Consider the following 15,102-nt stretch of genomic DNA (forward strand, 5'->3'; position numbering starts at 1 on the left):
ACGCTAACCCGCCGCGGGGCGCCCCGCATCCGAATTACCGCGCAAGACGCACGGCCACCCGCCGGTCACGCCCTGTCGACGTCCCCGCCCGCTCCCCCGGCGACCGCGATACGGTCGCAGCACGGCAGCACGAACGAGAGGTGGCGGTACGCATGGCAGAGCAGGCGACGGCGCAGATCGGGGTCACCGGTCTGGCGGTGATGGGCCGCAACCTGGCCCGGAACCTGGCCCGCAACGGCTTCGCCGTGGCGGTGCACAACCGGTCGCCGGAACGTACCCGCAGCCTGGTCGCGGAGCACGGCGACGAGGGCACGTTCGTGCCGTCGGAGTCGCTCGCGGACTTCGTCGGCTCGCTGGAGCGGCCCCGCGCGGTGATCGTGATGGTGAAGGCCGGCGCGCCGACCGACGCGGTGATCGACGAGCTGGTCCCGCTGCTGGAGGAGGGCGACATCGTCGTCGACTGCGGCAACGCGCACTTCGCCGACACCCGCCGCCGGGAGGAGGCGCTGCGCGAGCACGGGCTGCACTTCGTCGGCACCGGCGTGTCCGGCGGCGAGGAGGGCGCGCTGCTCGGCCCGAGCATCATGCCGGGCGGGTCGGCCGAGTCGTACCGCAAGCTGGGGCCGATCTTCGAGAAGATCGCCGCGCAGGTGGACGGTGAGCCCTGCTGCCGGCACATCGGGCCGGACGGCGCGGGCCACTTCGTGAAGATGGTGCACAACGGCATCGAGTACGCCGACATGCAGCTCATCGCCGAGGCGTACGACCTGTTGCGGGCCGGTCTGTCGGCGAGCCCGGCGGAGATCGCGGAGATCTTCCGGGAGTGGAACGGCGGCGAGCTGGGGTCGTTCCTCATCGAGATCACCGCCGACGTGCTCGGCCACACCGACGCGGCGACCGGCCAGGCGTTCGTGGACATCGTGCTCGACCAGGCCGAGCAGAAGGGCACCGGCCGCTGGACCGTGCAGAGCGCGCTCGACCTCGGCATCCCGATCACCGGCATCGCCGAGGCCACGTTCGCCCGGTCGCTGTCCGGGCACGCCGACCAGCGCGAGGCCGCCCGCCGGGTGTTCGCCGACGCGGGCGACAAGTGGCAGGTGGACGACCGGGAGACGTTCGTCGAGGACGTGCGCCGCGCGCTGCTGGCCAGCAAGATCGTCGCGTACGCGCAGGGCTTCGACCACATCCGGGCCGGCAGCCGGGAGTACGACTGGGACATCGACCTGGGCGGTACGGCCACCATCTGGCGGGGCGGCTGCATCATCCGGGCCGGTTTCCTGGACCGGATCCGGGAGGCGTACGACGCGGAGCCGGACCTGTCGACGCTGCTCGTCGCGCCCTGGTTCGCCAAGCGGGTCAGCGCCGGCGTACCGGCCTGGCGACGGGTGGTGGCCGACGCGGCCCGGGCGGGCGTACCGGCCCCGGCCTTCGGGTCGTCGCTGGCCTACTTCGACGCGCTGCGGGCGCAGCGACTGCCGGCCGCGCTGATCCAGGGGCTGCGGGACGACTTCGGCGCGCACACGTACCACCGGGTGGACCGGGCCGGCTCGTTCCACACGCTGTGGGCGGGCGACCGCTCCGAAGTGGAGGCGTGAGCCCGGCCGGACGGGTCACCAGGCCCGCTGACCGTCCGGGTCGGGCGCCCAGCCGGCGGCCGGCTCGCCCGCCGCCAGCTCGCCGATCTCACCGGAGCGGACGGCGGGGGTGTGCCCGAGGTCGGCGCACCACCGCTGGGCGACGTCGGCGCACAGTGCGGCGACGGCGTCCCGGCGGGCCGGCTCCACCAGGTCGGCGGCGGCCAGGGCAGCAGTCATCTCGTACCGGAGATCGCGCATCCTCCACCCCCGTGGCGGGCGCGCACCCGGCGGCGCGCCCTGCGCCGATCGTAGAGCGGAACGCCCCGCGCCCGGCGGGAAAGCCGGATGCGGGGCGTCACGCTCGGGCCGGATACCGGCCGCAGCCACCAGGGCCGGACATCGCGTTCAGAAGAACCGGCGACGCTTGGCCTTCTGCGGCCGGATCAGGTCGGCGCCCTTGGTCAGCAGACGGCTCACCCCGGACGGGCCACGACGGGCCTCCAGGGTGTGGCTGAGCCGGCGCGCGCCGGCCGCCGCCAGCGGCACGGCGACCGCCATGACCGCCCACTGCGCGATCCGCTTCTGAATCATGTGGTTCACCTCCGCGTTTGCTGTCTACCGGTATCGGTACCCAGCGCGGCGCGTCGGTAAGCGTGACGTCAGGCGCCCGGGGCGACCGGGTTGGGCAGGGCGCCGCCGAAGCGGCGGTCGCGCTGGGCGTACAGCTCGCAGGCGTACCAGAGGTGACGGCGGTCGAAGTCGGGCCAGAGCGTGTCCAGGTAGACCAGTTCGGCGTACGCGGTCTGCCAGAGCAGGAAGTTGGAGATGCGCTGCTCGCCGGAGGGGCGCAGGAACAGGTCGACCTCGGGCACCTCGGGGTGGTAGAGGTAGCGCGCCACCGTCTTCTCGTTCACCTTGGCCGGGTCGAGCCTGCCGGCCGCGACGTCGCGGGCGATCCCGGCGGCGGCGTCGGCGATCTCCGCCTGGCCGCCGTAGTTGACGCAGAACTGCAGCGTCAGCGTCGAGTTGCCGCGCGACATCTCCTCGGCGGTCTGCAACTCGGAGATGACGCTCTTCCACAGCCGACCGGCACGGCCCGACCAGACCACCCGGACGCCCAGGTCGACGAGCTGGTCGCGGCGGCGGCGGATGACGTCCCTGTTGAAGCCCATCAGGAAGCGGACCTCGTCCGGCGAGCGCCGCCAGTTCTCGGTGGAGAACGCGTACGCCGACAGGTAGGGGATCCCCATCTCGATCGCGCCCTCGACGGCGTCGAACAGGCTGTGCTCGCCCTGCTCGTGCCCCTTGGTGCGAGGCAGCCCGCGCTCCTTGGCCCAGCGGCCGTTGCCGTCCATCACGATGGCGACGTGCCGGGGCACCGCGGCGGGCGGCAGCGCCGGCGGACGGGCGCCGGAGGGGTGCGGGGTCGGCGGCACCGGCTCGCGGCGGGTCGCCCTCGTCGATCGGATCACTCGGTCATCTCCCTGTTCACACCGGCGACGGGCCCGGCGCCGGAGCGCGGCGGGACCACATCCGGCCCCGCGCCGCCGGGCGGCGGGACCGCGCCGGCCGCCGGGGCACCCCGGTCGACCAGCGGCAGCGAGCGTAGCGCGCGCTCCAGATGCCACTGGAGGTGCGCCGCGACCAGCCCGCTGCACTCCCGGCGTACGCCGGTCTCCGCGGCGTCGGCGTACCCCCAGTCGCCGGAGGTCAGCGCGGACATCAGCTCCAGCGTGGCGGGCGCGGGGTGGGCGGCGCCGGGGGGCCGGCAGTCCGGGCAGACGGCGCCGCCGGCCGGTACGGAGAACGCGCGGTGCCGGCCCGGCTCGCCGCAGACGGCGCAGGCGGCGAGCGCCGGCGCCCAGCCGGCGAACGCCATCCCGCGCAGCAGGTACGCGTCGAGCACCAGCGTGGTGGCGTGCTCGCCCCGGGCGAGCGACTTCATCGCGCCGAGGGTGAGCTGGAACAGCCGCAGCGACGGCTCGCGCTCGACCGGGGTGAGCCGCTCGGCGGTCTCGGCGATCGCGCTGGCCGCGGTGTAGCGGGGGTAGTCGCCGAGGAACCGCTTGCCGTACAGCTCGATCGCCTCGACCTGGCTGACGGTGTGCAACGAGCTGCCCTGGTTGCCCTTGGGGTCACCGGCGAGCTGGAGGTCGACGTGCCCGAACGGCTCCAGCCGCGCGCCGAACCGGCTCGTGGTGCGGCGCACGCCTCGGGCCACCGCGCGCAACCGGCCGTGCCGGCGGGTGAACAGCGTGATGATGCGGTCGGACTCGCCCAGCTTCTGCACACGCAGCACCACCGCGTCGTCGCGGTAGAGCTGTCGGCGGTACCCGGCCATCAGGCCATTCTCCCTCCGGGTGCGATCTCAGGGTCGGCTCGGGGTGGACCGGCGGGCGATCCCCGATGTGCCGGGCGTCGGGCCGGACCTAATGTGCTGGCCATGGCTTCGCTCCGCACCGCTCCCCGGCTACGTGGCGCTTTCCGGCTACGTGGCGCTTTCCGGCTACGTGGTGTGGTGGCCGCCACCGCGGCCACCACCCTCATCGTCCTCGCCGGGTGTGACACCCTCTCGTTCCGCCGGCTCGACTACGACCACACCGAGCGGACCAGGATCACGAAGATCACCGTGGACGACGACGGCGCCGGCGACGTCGTGGTGCGGGCCAACGGCCCCGCCGACCAGGTACGCGTCAAGCGCGTGGTCCGCTACCAGGGCGACGAGCCGACCAGCCGGTACGAGATCAAGGGCGACGAACTCGTCCTGCCCACCGACTGCGGGCACCGGTGCAGCATCTCCTGGGAGGTGACCGCACCGCCCGGCGTGGTGGTCCGCGGCGGCACCGGCTCGGGCAACGTGGACCTCACCGACGTGGGCACCGTCGAGTTCACGCTCAGCTCCGGCGACCTGACCATCAGGGGCGCCACCGGCGAGGTCCGCGCGTCCACCACGTCGGGCAACATCCGGGTCGTCGAGGCGGCCGCTCCGGTGCGGCTGCGGGCCCGCTCCGGCGACATCGAGGCCCGCCGGCTCGCCTCCGCCGTCGACGTGGAGACCACCTCCGGCAACATCGTCGTCGAGCTGGACCAGCCGGCTCCGGCCCGGGCGCACGCCACGAGCGGCGACGTCGACCTCGCCGTACCGGCCGGTCGCTACCGGGTGCGCGCCACCGCGACGTCCGGCGACACCGACGTACGCGTCACCGACGACCCGACCGCGTCGGTGACGCTCGAAGCGTCCGCCACCAGCGGCAACGTCACGGTCAGCACCCGTTGAGCGGGCCGCGCCCGGTGGTCGCTCAGTCGCCGCCGGGCGCGTCCCGCCGCGACGCCGGGACGCCGTCTCCCCGGCCGGGGTCCTCGACCGGGCGGCGCGGGCCCGGCACCCGGGCGCCGACGCTCACCAGCACGTCCTCCGCCCCGGCGGGGGCCGGGCTGGCCGGCGCGGCCGCCGCCCGGTCGGCCACGGTCCGCCGCGGCTTGCCGGGGACCAGTTCGGGGGTACGCCGGGCGGCGACGTCCTCGACCCAGCCGACCATGAGCGTCACCACGCCGACGAGCGCGAAGACCAGCCCCACCCGCAGCCACAGGCCCACCGGGTCGCGCGGCGACCAGCCGACCAGGCCGACAAGCGGGGTGAGGAGCACCACGAACGGCATGTGCCAGAGGTAGATGGTCAGCGCGCGCCGGTTCACCACAGTCACCGCCCGGCCGAGCGCCGGCACGCGGTCGACCCAGGTCACCCCGGCCGGCGCCCGGCCGATCGCCACCAGGATGAACGCGGCCGACCAGAGCGCGTTGCCCAGCGGGATGTCGTTGATGTCGAATCCGCGCGGCCCCGGGTGCGTGACGATCCACGCCAGCCCGGCGGCGCCGACCACGGCGGCCACCGGCAGCAGCACCCGGTTGCGCATCCGGCGCAGCATCCCGTCGTGGTGGGCGAAGCCGAGCAGCCAGGCGCCGAAGTAGAGGCCGAACTCCCGCAGCACCGTCGGCGGGTTCGCCAGGACGCCCACCTCGATCGCGACGAGCAGCAGGTACGGGGCGGCGAGCGTGGGCAGCGGCGCCCGGCGGAACAGCCAGAGCACGAACGGTGAGGCGAGGACGAACCACAGGTAGTCCCGCAGGTACCAGATCGGGCTGAGCGCCAGCCCGCCCCAGTAGTTGGCCGGCGGGTCGCTGATCGGGAAGAGCCAGAGCAGCACCTTCGGGCTGAACGTCAGTCCGGTGAGCAGCATGGCCGGCACGAAGACCGCGGCGACCACCCACAGCGACGGCAGGAGGCGGCGCAGCCGGCGCCCGACCGCGCGTACCCCGCTGCGGTCGAGTGACGCCGCCATCAGCGACCCGGCCAGGGCGAACATCACCGACATCGCCGGGAACACCAGCGTGAGCGTGGCGTAGCCGGTGACGTGGTAGGTGACGACGCGCAGGATGGCCAGGAAGCGGAGCAGGTCCAGATAGCGGTTTCGCATCAGCTCACGGCGGGGTCCGGGGGCAGAGACAATGGTCCCTACCCTGCTCCCGGACACTGTGAAACAGCCAAGAACACCTATGGAAAGTGAGATGTCCCATAGGTCTGGCTGATCCTGATCATCCGCTGCCGGGCCTGCCCCGGCCGCCCGTCAGAAGCCGAGCTTGCGCAACTGCTTCGGGTCGCGCTGCCAGTCCTTCGCCACGCGGACGTGCAGGTCCAGGTAGACCCGCGTGCCCAGCAACTCCTCGATCTGCCGCCGGGCGGTGGTGCCCACGTGCTTGAGGCGGCTGCCCCGGTGGCCGATGACGATGGCCTTCTGGCTCGGGCGCTCCACGTACACGTCGGCGTAGATCTTGGTGAGGTTGCCCTCCGGGATCATCTCCTCGACCACCACGGCGATGGAGTGCGGCAGCTCGTCGCGTACGCCCTCCAGCGCCGCCTCGCGGACCAGCTCCGCCACGAGCACCTGCTCCGGGTCGTCGGTGAGCATGTCGTCCGGGTAGAGCTGCGGCGACTCGGGAAGGTAGCCGGTCATCACGTCGACGAGCGTGTCGACCTGATGGCCGGAGACCGCGCTGACCGGCACCACGTCGGCGAACTCGCCCAGCTCACTGACCGCGAGCAACTGCTCGGCCAGCCGCTTCTTGTCGACCAGGTCGGTCTTGGTGACCACCGCCAGCACCGTTGCCTTGAGGCTGGCCAGCTCACCGGTGATGAACCGGTCGCCCCGGCCGACCGGCTCGTTCGCCGGCACGCACAGGCCGATCACGTCGACCTCGCTCCAGGTCTCCCGGACCAGGTCGTTGAGGCGCTCGCCGAGCAGCGTACGAGGCCGGTGCAGACCCGGGGTGTCGACAAGCACGAGTTGCGATTCCGGCCGGTGCAGCACCGCCCGGATGATGTGCCGGGTGGTCTGCGGCTTGTTCGACGTGATCGCGATCTTGGTGCCGACGATCGCGTTGGTGAGCGTGGACTTGCCCGCGTTCGGCCGCCCGACGAAACAGGCGAAACCGGCACGGTAGGGACGTGCCTCGGGCGTTGTCACTCGACCACCGTGCCGAGGACGGTGCCGTCCGGCGCGGCCACGTGCACCGGCGCGTCGGCGGACAGGTCACGCACCGCGGCGTGCCCGGCCCCGTCCAGCGTCGACGCCTCGGTCACCACCACCGCGGCCTCCAGCCGGCTCGCGCCCGCCGCCACCGCCGAGGCCACCGCGAGCTGGAGCGCGGTCAGGGTCAGCGACGGCAGCGCCACGCTCGCCGCCGCGTACGTCCGGCCGTCCTGGTCGCGGACCGCGGCGCCCTCCACGGCCGCCACCCGGCTCCGCGCCCCCCGGGCCAGGATCACGAGCTTGGCGTCCTCGGCGCTCAGCTCGGCCGGGTCGGCGGGGGTGGGCAGGGCGGCCGGTACGGCGGGTGACTCAGGCATCGGCGGGTTGCCTCTCCTCGGAACGGTTGTTGTCGCCACGCGAATCGGGCGGCTCGCTGCGGTTGGTGCCCTCCGGCGCGTCACCCCGGTCGACCCGGCTCACCAGAACCGTGTCGATCCGGTTGCGCCGGCCGGTCGTGCCCTCGGCCACCAGCCGCAGGCCGGCCACCTCGGCCTCGGCACCCGGGATGGGCACCCGGCCGAGCGCCTGGGCGAGCAGGCCACCGACCGTCTCCACCTCGTCGGTGGGCAGCTCGGTGTCGAACAGCTCACCCAGATTCTCCACCGGCAGCCGCGCGGTCACCCGCACGGCCCCGTCAGGCAGGTGCTCGACCGGCGGGCGCTCGACATCGTACTCGTCGGTGATCTCCCCGACGATCTCCTCCAGGATGTCCTCGATGGTGACCAGCCCGCCGGTGCCGCCGTACTCGTCGACCACGATGACCAGGTGGTTGCGGGCCGCCTGCATCTCGGAGAGCAGGTCGTCCACCGGCTTGGACTCCGGCACGAACGTGGCCGGGCGCATCAGCTCGGCCACCGGCATCTGCCGGGCGCCCTGGTCGCCCTGCACCCGGCGGATCAGGTCCTTGAGGTAGAGCACACCGAGCACGTCGTCGACGTTCTCGCCGATCACCGGGATGCGGGAGAAACCGGAGCGCAGGAACAACGCCAGCGCCTGCGCGAGCGTCTTGCGTTCCTCGATCCACACCATCTCGGTACGCGGCACCATCACCTCGCGGGCGATGGTGTCGCCGAGCGCGAAGACCGAGTGGATCATCTGACGCTCGCCGTGCTCCACCACACCGCGCTGCTCGGCCAGGTCGACCAGCTCCCGCAGCTCCACCTGGGTCGCGAAGGGCCCCTCGCGGAAGCCCTTGCCGGGGGTGACCGCGTTGCCGATCAGGATCAGCAGCGACGCCAGCGGGTTGAGCGCGCGGCCCAGCCAGCGCACCAGCGGCGCGACAGCGCGGCCGACCGCGTACGCGTGCTGACGGCCGATCGTGCGCGGGCCGACACCGACCACGACGAAGCTCACCACCGTCATCGCGCCCGCGGTCACCAGCGCCGCCCGCCAGCCCGCGCCGAACGTGTCGACGGCCACCAGCGCGACGAGCGTGGTGGCTGTCAGCTCGGCCAGCAGACGCAGCAGGAGCAGCAGGTTCAGGTGGCGGACCACGTCACCGGCGACCGCCTGGAGGGCACGCCCGCCGCGGGCACCGTCCCGGGTCAGTTCCGCGGCACGGGCCGGCGAGACCGCGGCGAGCGCCGCCTCGGTCATCGCGATCAGGCCGGCGAGCACCACCAGCCCGGCGGCGAAGACCAGGAGTTGAAGATCAGGCAGACCGGCGGGGGTGCGGACCGCCGCCAAGGTGTCCATCACCGCGACCGGGTCGACCGCCAGCTGGCCAGCAGCCGGGCCTGGAGACCGAACATCTCCCGCTCCTCCTCGGGCTCGGCGTGGTCGTAGCCCAGCAGGTGCAGCACGCCGTGCACGGTGAGCAGGTGCAGCTCGTCGGCGGCCGAGTGCCCGGCCGCGGCGGCCTGCTTGGCCGCCACCTCCGGGCAGAGCACGATGTCGCCGAGCAGGGCCGGCTCACCGCCGGCCGGGTTGCTCTCCCCCGGGCCGTGGTCGACGCTGCCCTCGTCCATGGGGAAGGCGAGGACGTCGGTCGGGCCGTCGCCACCCATCCAGCGGTGGTTCAGCTCCGACATGTATTCGATGTCGACGAGCAGCACGGACAGCTCGGCGAGGGGGTTGACCCCCATCTCGTCGAGGGCGTGCCGCGCGACGGCGAGCACGGCGTCGGTGTCGACGTCGACACCCGACTCGTTGGCGATCTCGATGGACAACTGTCTTCCTCTGATGATGTGACGGCTTCCGCCGGTGGGTCAGCGGCGCCGGCCGGCCCGGCCGCCCTGGGCGGTGCGCCCCGGTACGGCGTGCACGCTCTGCGCCTGCTGGTTCTCCCGCTCGGCGTCCCAGCGGGCGTACGCGTCGACGATGTCGCCCACCAGCTTGTGGCGCACCACGTCGGAGCTGGAGAGCTGGGCGAAGTGCACGTCCTCGACGTTGTTCAGGATCTCCCGGACCACCCGCAGGCCGCTGGTCGTCCCGCCGGGAAGGTCCACCTGGGTGACGTCACCGGTGACGACGATCTTGGAGCCGAAGCCGAGCCGGGTGAGGAACATCTTCATCTGCTCGGGCGTGGTGTTCTGCGCCTCGTCCAGGATGATGAACGCGTCGTTGAGGGTGTTGTGGGTCACCAGGAAGTCGTCGGTGACGTAGAGCGAGTCCTCCGCCGCGACCTGGATACACATCGTCTCCCGTACCCCGGCCGGGGTGATCGAGTCGATGAACCGCATCGGCCGGCCACCGCCGTGCTCGTCGTAGAGCCGGCGCTTGCGCGACAGGCGGAACGGCGCGACACCGGCGGGCAGCCGGATCTCCACGACGTAGGCGTCGGACCGGTACGGAACCGGCCGGCCTTTCGCCAGACCGAGCTTGCGTCCCTCGGCGGGACGAACCCGCGCCGTGGCCACCCCTCCGAGCGACTCGACCAGGTGGACCACGTCGTCGCACAACCGGGGGGACGTGGTCGAGTACTGCACACGGCACGTGCGTCCGGCCTGGGTGACCGGCCCGCCGTCGGTGTCCAGCAGCCCTTGCAGGACCGCCAGCCGGACGCCGACGCTGTTGTTCTTGTAGACCTCGGGGACGAACTTCGTGCCCGAGGTGGCCCCGGCCAGCCCCAGTTCGCGGACGGCCACCGTCACCGGGTTCGCCACGATCACGCCGCCGCGGTGCCCGTTGACGTGCCGGAGGACGTAGTCGTAGTCACCCTTGCGAACCAGTTGGATGTCGACGAGCGCATCCTCCAGCGCGGTCGCCAGCTCCGGATCGGCAGTGCAGAAGGCCGGCGTGGCGCGGGACGAGATCGTGCCGTCGCCGAGCAGCAGCCCGAGCGCGTACGGGTCGAGCGGAACCGCCCGCGGCTCCATCTGCACCGGCGCGACGAGCGGGAGTTCGTAGCGACGGGTGTGGCCTCGCCACTCCTTGCCGATCATCTCCTGCGTCTCGATCGTGCGCCGCCGGCCGCGACGCTTGTCGTCCGGCGTGGCTACGGTCCACAGGTGCTCGCCGCAGCAGAGCGTGGACGCGCCGTCCTGGGTGGTGACCCGGTAGACCTGCTTCTGGCCCTGGGGGTAGATGCCGATCACCGGTGTGGGCGTCCCGTTCGAGCCGATGACCAGGTCACCGACCTGGAGCGAGCCGAACGGCCGGAAGCCCTCCGGGGTCAGCACCCGGGCGTCGTACGGCTGGGCCCGCCCGCGCATGTACGCCAGCGGCGCCACCTCGATCGTGCCGGCGGCCATCAGCTTCGGGATGGTCTCCGGGTCGAGCATGTCGTGCAGCGCGTCGTAGAGCGGGCGCAGGTAGGGGTCGATCTTCTCGTTCAGGGTGCCGGGCAGGAAGCCCAGCCGCTCCCCCGCCTCGACCGCCGGCCGGGTCAGGATGATCCGGTTGACCTGCTTGGCCTGGAGCGCCTGCACGGCCTTCGCCATCGCCAGGTACGTCTTGCCGGTACCCGCCGGGCCGATGCCGAAGACGATGGTGTGGGCGTCGATCGCGTCGACGTACTTCTTCTGCCCCAGCGTCTTGGGACGGATGGTGCGACCGCGCCGGGAGAGGATGTTGAGCGTCAGGACCTCGGCGGGCCGCTCGGCGCCGCCCTGCTCGAGCATGCCGACGGTACGCCGTACCGCGTCTGTGGTCAGGGTCTCGCCTTTCTCGATCAGTTCGAGCAGCTCACTGAAGAGGCGCTCGGCGAGGGCGTTGTCGGCGGGGGCGCCGGTGATGGTGATCTCGTTGCCGCGGACGTGGACGTCACTGTCGATCGAGCGCTCGACGAGCCGCAGGATCTCGTCGCCCGCGCCGAGCAGGTTCACCATGATCTTCTGGTCGGGGACCGTGATCCTGGTCTGCACACGCGGCGTGCCGGGAGGTGGGGTGCCGGTCATAGGTCGGGCCGTCGGGCCCTGCGCCACCTGCTCTCCGCTTCTCGGGCGCCGGGCCCTGCTGGCGCGGCGTACGGTTACCTCCATCGTATCGGGTCGGCACCGTACGCACCGCGCCCATTTCCGGTGGCCGGCGGTCAGTCGCCGGCGCGGAAGTCGTACCCGTCGAAGGTCTCCTGGGTGCGGGTGAACCGGTAGGTCGCCCAGTGCATCCGGACCACCACGCCCCGTTCGTCGCGGGTCAGCCGCAGCAGCTCCCCCACCTCCCGGCCGGAGACCGTGCGGAACACGTCCGGCCGGTCCGGCAGCGGCGCGAACACCGCCGGCGGCTTCCCGGCCGGGTCGTCCGCGCCGCGCGCCCGCAGCGTCCCGTCGTGCCACGAGAAGACGTACTCGAAGCCCTCGCCCCACCAGCGGCCCAGCACGCCGCGCAGGTGGTCCGGCGCGGGCGGGCCGGGACGCCACGGCTCGATCTCCGCCGGGTCGTGCTCGGCGGCGGCGGCCAGCAGCCGGTGTGACAGGTCGAACACCTCCACGCCGGTGCCGGACGAGCCGAGCACCGCGGCGCCCATCGCCCCGGCGGTGCCCTGCCCGCCGCGCCGCCCGTACACGGCGGCGAGGAATCCGGGCATCGCGCCGTCGTGGCCCACGTGGGTCACCCGCTCCGGCTGCGGGATCAGGATCAGCCCCAGCCCGAAGCCGGCCGACCAGACCGACTCGTCGGTGGGGGTGAGCGGCCAGCGCATCTCGTCGACAGTCGTCGCGGCGAGCACCGCGCCGTCCGGGTCCACCGCCGCCGGGTCGGCCAGGAACGCGGCCCAGCGGGCCATGTCCGACGCGGTGCTCCAGAGCTGCGCGGCGGGGGCCACCGCGCCGAAGTCGGCGGGTGGTTCCGGGTGGGCCTCGTCGGAGTACGCGTCGACCAGGAACCCGGTCGCGGCGCGCTCGGTCGGGTGCGGGCCGGTGGAGGTCAGCCCGAGCGGGCCGAGCACCCGGTCGGCCAGCACCTCGGCCCAGGTGCCGCCGCGCAGCCGGGCGACCGCCTCGCCGAGCAGCGCCAGGCCGAGGTTGGAGTAGTGGAAGCGGCGGCTGGTGGGCAGCACCCGCTCGACCCGGGCCAGGTCGGCCAGCATCTCGTCGACGGCCGGGGCGCGCAGGCTGTCCCACACGTCGCCGTGCGGCTCGCGTTGCAGGCCGGCGGTGTGTGACAGCAGCCGGCGTACTGTCGCGTCGCCGTGCGCGGGCAGGTCGAGGTGCCGCCCGATCGGGTCGTCCAGGTCGAGCAGGCCCTCGTCGCGGCACTGCATGACGAGCGCCGCGGTGAAGGTCTTGGTGACCGAGCCGATCCGGAACACCGTCTCCGGCCCCAGCGGGGTGTCGTTGCCGGTGTCGCCCACGGTGCAGGTCCAGAGCGGCCGGTCGGCCCGGTGCAGGGCGGCCGACACCGCCGGGATCCGCCCGGTGGCCTGCGCCTGGCGCACCATCCGGGCGAGCCGGTCGGAGACGTCGGTCATCGGCAGAGCATCGGGCCGAGCGGCGCGCCACCGAGCAGGTGGGCGTGCACGTGGAAGACCTCCTGGCCGCCGTACGGGCCGGTGTTGAACATCAGCCGGAACCCGTCCACGGTCAGGCCCTCCTCCTCCGCCACCACGGCGGCGGTCTGGAGCACCTCGCCGGCCAGCTCGGGCGCGCCCTGGGCCAGCGTGGCCACGTCCGCGTAGTGCTCCTTGGGGATCACCAGCACGTGCGTGGGCGCCTTCGGGTCGATGTCCCGGAAGGCCAGGGTGGTGGCGGTCTCGCGGACGATGGTGGCCGGAATCTCCCCGGCGACGATCCGGCAGAAGAGGCAGTCCATCGCAGCAGTGTAAGGAGGGGCCCCAGCTCAACGCCTCCGGTATGGGAAGGGGCCCTTTCAACAGCCTGGCCCGGTGCGGCAGGATGGCCGCCATGTCGGGACGGGCGGTGCTGGTGACGGGGGCCTCGCGGGGCATCGGGCGGGCGGTGGCGCGGGCGTTCGCCGCAGGTGGAGACCGGGTGGCGATCCACCACCGGGACTCGGCCGAGCTGGCCGAGCGGCTGCGCGCCGAGCTGCCCGGTGACGGGCACGTCGTGGTCCGCGCCGACCTGGCCGACCCCGACGCGGTACGGACCATGGTGGACGAGGCGGCCCAGCGACTCGGCGGCCTCGACGTACTCGTGAACAACGCCGGGGTGTTCGGGCCGGCCGATCCCCCGCACCCGGTCTTCGAGAGCAGCTACGAACAGTGGCGGGCGCGGTGGCGGGAGGTGCTCGACACCAACCTGGTCGGCGCCGCGAACGCCGCCTGGTGCGCCGCGCAGCACATGCGCGAACGCGGGGGCCGGATCGTCAACGTCTCGTCCCGGGGCGCGTTCCGGGGCGAGCCGGCCAACCCGGCGTACGGGGCCAGCAAGGCCGGGATGAACGCGATGGCCCAGTCGCTGGCGGTGGCCCTGGCGCCGTACGGCATCGCTGTGGCGTGCGTGGCGCCCGGCTTCGTCGAGACCGACATGACGAACGAGCACCTGAAGAGCGAGCGGGGCGAGGCGGTACGCGCCCAGTCCCCGTTCCACCGGGTCGCCCGGCCGGAGGAGATCGCCGCGGCGGTCCACTGGCTGGCGAGCCCCGAGGCCGAGTGGGCGGCAGGCACCATCATCGACCTGAACGGCGCCTCCTACCTCCGCTCCTGACCCATCCTCCCCCCGACCCCCCGACTCCGCGATCTTGCAGTCTTGGCCCTGACAAATCGCGCTGAAGGGACACCGCGAGGGCCCTAACTGCAAGATCGCGCGCGAGAGGCGCGGCGCGCGGGGGCGCGGGGGCGCGGAAGACAGCGGGGCGGGCGGGGTTACCAGTGGGTCAGGCGGGTGGCCAGGACTGTCAGGGCTGCCACGCCTGCCGTGGACGTGCGCAGGACTGACGGGCCCAGGCGGACCGTGCGGGCGCCCGCCTCGGCGAACGCGGCCAGCTCGTGGTCGGCGATGCCGCCCTCCGGGCCGACCACCAGCACGATCTCCCCGGCGGCCGGCAGGTCCACTGTGGTCAGCCGGTCCTGCGCGCCCTCGTGCAGCACGAACGCGCCGGCCGCACCGGCGATCCGCCGGGCCACCGAGGCGGTGGACTCGTCCGGCGCGCCGGCCACCACCGGCAGCCACGGGCGGCGGGCCTGCTTGGCCGCCTCGCGGGCGGTCGCGACCCACTTCTGCCGGGCCCGTGCGCCTCGCTCGCCGCGCCACTGCGCCACCGAGCGGGACGCCGCCCAGGGCACGATCTCGTCCACCCCGACCTCGGTCATCGCCTGCACGGCGAGTTCGCCCCGGTCGCCCTTGGCGATGCCCTGCACCACGACGAGCCGGGGTACCGGCGCGTCCGCGTACCCCCGGCTCGTGACCCGCAGGTCGAGCGTGCCGCGGCCGACGGCGGTGACCACCGCGGCGGCGGTGCCGCCCCGGCCGTCGGCGAGCACCAGTTCCTCGCCGACGCGCAGCCGCTGCACGGTGGCCGCGTGGTGGCCCTCCGGGCCGTCCAGCGTCAGCGTGTCACCGGTGGGCAGCGCCTCGACCAGGAACAGCGGCGCGGACACC

At 73.3% G+C, this 15,102-nt stretch carries 15 protein-coding genes and 3 pseudogenes; 3 read left to right on the plus strand and 15 right to left on the minus strand.

Annotation, left to right across the window (positions count from 1 at the left end; genetic code table 11):
• The first annotated feature begins 152 nt into the window (after positions 1 to 152).
• Positions 153 to 1,595, plus strand: coding sequence for an NADP-dependent phosphogluconate dehydrogenase (gndA, locus tag CLT75_RS17300; RefSeq protein WP_135241573.1), 1,443 nt, complete (start codon positions 153 to 155; stop codon positions 1,593 to 1,595).
• A 15-nt stretch (positions 1,596 to 1,610) separates the two neighbouring features.
• On the opposite strand, the gene CLT75_RS17305 is transcribed toward gndA, so the two are convergent.
• From CLT75_RS17305 to recO, 4 genes are all read right to left on the minus strand, one after another.
• Entirely contained in the window at positions 1,611 to 1,835 is a 225-nt protein-coding gene (locus CLT75_RS17305) for a thioredoxin reductase (RefSeq protein WP_128138750.1), read from the minus strand.
• 147 nt (positions 1,836 to 1,982) lie between these two features.
• On the minus strand, positions 1,983 to 2,168 hold the full coding sequence (locus CLT75_RS17310; protein WP_026268349.1) for a hypothetical protein: 186 nt from the start codon (positions 2,166 to 2,168) through the stop codon (positions 1,983 to 1,985).
• A gap of 68 nt (positions 2,169 to 2,236) precedes the next feature.
• Positions 2,237 to 3,013, minus strand: a complete 777-nt coding sequence (locus CLT75_RS17315; protein WP_030274649.1) for an isoprenyl transferase — start codon at positions 3,011 to 3,013, stop codon at positions 2,237 to 2,239.
• A 32-nt stretch (positions 3,014 to 3,045) separates the two neighbouring features.
• Complete coding sequence (gene recO / locus CLT75_RS17320) at positions 3,046 to 3,918, minus strand: DNA repair protein RecO (protein ID WP_135241574.1); 873 nt, start codon at positions 3,916 to 3,918, stop codon at positions 3,046 to 3,048.
• Positions 3,919 to 4,020: 102 nt separating this feature from the next.
• On the opposite strand from recO, the gene CLT75_RS17325 reads away from it, so the two are divergent.
• Entirely contained in the window at positions 4,021 to 4,854 is an 834-nt protein-coding gene (locus CLT75_RS17325) for a DUF4097 family beta strand repeat-containing protein (RefSeq protein ID WP_486485207.1), read from the plus strand.
• Between the two features lie 22 nt (positions 4,855 to 4,876).
• Here the strand turns inward: CLT75_RS17325 and CLT75_RS17330 are convergent, their stop codons facing one another.
• From CLT75_RS17330 to CLT75_RS17365, 10 genes and pseudogenes are all read right to left on the minus strand, one after another.
• The gene (locus CLT75_RS17330; protein WP_135241575.1) at positions 4,877 to 6,052 is read right to left on the minus strand and encodes an acyltransferase family protein; all 1,176 of its coding nucleotides are present in this window, start codon (positions 6,050 to 6,052) and stop codon (positions 4,877 to 4,879) included.
• A gap of 150 nt (positions 6,053 to 6,202) precedes the next feature.
• Entirely contained in the window at positions 6,203 to 7,099 is an 897-nt protein-coding gene (gene era / locus CLT75_RS17335; protein WP_135241576.1) for a GTPase Era, read from the minus strand.
• Positions 7,096 to 7,482, minus strand: coding sequence for a cytidine deaminase (locus CLT75_RS17340; protein ID WP_135241577.1), 387 nt, complete (start codon positions 7,480 to 7,482; stop codon positions 7,096 to 7,098). Before CLT75_RS17340 ends, era begins: the two co-directional genes overlap by 4 nt.
• Positions 7,475 to 8,884 carry a hemolysin family protein gene (locus tag CLT75_RS17345; RefSeq protein WP_209310464.1) on the minus strand — a complete coding sequence of 470 codons (1,410 nt, stop codon included), beginning with the start codon at positions 8,882 to 8,884 and terminating at the stop codon, positions 7,475 to 7,477. Before CLT75_RS17345 ends, CLT75_RS17340 begins: the two co-directional genes overlap by 8 nt.
• On the minus strand, positions 8,860 to 9,333 hold the full coding sequence (ybeY, locus tag CLT75_RS17350) for an rRNA maturation RNase YbeY (RefSeq protein ID WP_135241579.1): 474 nt from the start codon (positions 9,331 to 9,333) through the stop codon (positions 8,860 to 8,862). The genes CLT75_RS17345 and ybeY overlap by 25 nt, the downstream gene beginning before the upstream one ends.
• Before the next feature lie 39 nt (positions 9,334 to 9,372).
• Positions 9,373 to 9,735, minus strand: a pseudogene (locus CLT75_RS33330) (PhoH family protein); the annotation flags it as partial.
• A 270-nt stretch (positions 9,736 to 10,005) separates the two neighbouring features.
• Positions 10,006 to 10,818, minus strand: a pseudogene (locus tag CLT75_RS33335) (LAGLIDADG family homing endonuclease); the annotation flags it as partial.
• Positions 10,807 to 11,502 (minus strand): annotated as a pseudogene (locus tag CLT75_RS33340) (PhoH family protein); the annotation flags it as partial. The pseudogenes CLT75_RS33340 and CLT75_RS33335, both read right to left, overlap by 12 nt.
• A 134-nt stretch (positions 11,503 to 11,636) precedes the next feature.
• Entirely contained in the window at positions 11,637 to 13,013 is a 1,377-nt protein-coding gene (locus tag CLT75_RS17360) for a serine hydrolase domain-containing protein (RefSeq protein ID WP_135241581.1), read from the minus strand.
• Positions 13,010 to 13,354, minus strand: a complete 345-nt coding sequence (locus CLT75_RS17365) for a histidine triad nucleotide-binding protein (protein WP_013475524.1) — start codon at positions 13,352 to 13,354, stop codon at positions 13,010 to 13,012. Before CLT75_RS17365 ends, CLT75_RS17360 begins: the two co-directional genes overlap by 4 nt.
• A gap of 92 nt (positions 13,355 to 13,446) precedes the next feature.
• Between CLT75_RS17365 and CLT75_RS17370 the strand changes: the two genes are divergently transcribed.
• Positions 13,447 to 14,208, plus strand: a complete 762-nt coding sequence (locus tag CLT75_RS17370; protein WP_135241582.1) for an SDR family oxidoreductase — start codon at positions 13,447 to 13,449, stop codon at positions 14,206 to 14,208.
• A 158-nt stretch (positions 14,209 to 14,366) separates the two neighbouring features.
• On the opposite strand, the gene CLT75_RS17375 is transcribed toward CLT75_RS17370, so the two are convergent.
• Positions 14,367 to 15,101 (minus strand): 16S rRNA (uracil(1498)-N(3))-methyltransferase, encoded by a 735-nt coding sequence (locus CLT75_RS17375; RefSeq protein WP_135241583.1) that lies wholly within the window; start codon positions 15,099 to 15,101, stop codon positions 14,367 to 14,369.
• Between the last annotated feature and the right edge of the window lies 1 nt (position 15,102).

This window comes from Micromonospora sp. CNZ285, assembly GCF_004637285.1.

Coding starts and splice junctions, on each gene's coding strand:
- gndA (WP_135241573.1), top strand. CDS start 153: ATGGCAGAGCAGGCGACGGCGCAGATCGGGGTCACCGGTCTGGCGGTG.
- CLT75_RS17305 (WP_128138750.1), bottom strand. CDS start 1,835: ATGCGCGATCTCCGGTACGAGATGACTGCTGCCCTGGCCGCCGCCGAC.
- CLT75_RS17310 (WP_026268349.1), bottom strand. CDS start 2,168: ATGATTCAGAAGCGGATCGCGCAGTGGGCGGTCATGGCGGTCGCCGTG.
- recO (WP_135241574.1), bottom strand. CDS start 3,918: ATGGCCGGGTACCGCCGACAGCTCTACCGCGACGACGCGGTGGTGCTG.
- CLT75_RS17325 (WP_486485207.1), top strand. CDS start 4,021: ATGGCTTCGCTCCGCACCGCTCCCCGGCTACGTGGCGCTTTCCGGCTA.
- CLT75_RS17330 (WP_135241575.1), bottom strand. CDS start 6,052: ATGCGAAACCGCTATCTGGACCTGCTCCGCTTCCTGGCCATCCTGCGC.
- CLT75_RS17340 (WP_135241577.1), bottom strand. CDS start 7,482: ATGCCTGAGTCACCCGCCGTACCGGCCGCCCTGCCCACCCCCGCCGAC.
- CLT75_RS17360 (WP_135241581.1), bottom strand. CDS start 13,013: ATGACCGACGTCTCCGACCGGCTCGCCCGGATGGTGCGCCAGGCGCAG.
- CLT75_RS17365 (WP_013475524.1), bottom strand. CDS start 13,354: ATGGACTGCCTCTTCTGCCGGATCGTCGCCGGGGAGATTCCGGCCACC.
- CLT75_RS17370 (WP_135241582.1), top strand. CDS start 13,447: ATGTCGGGACGGGCGGTGCTGGTGACGGGGGCCTCGCGGGGCATCGGG.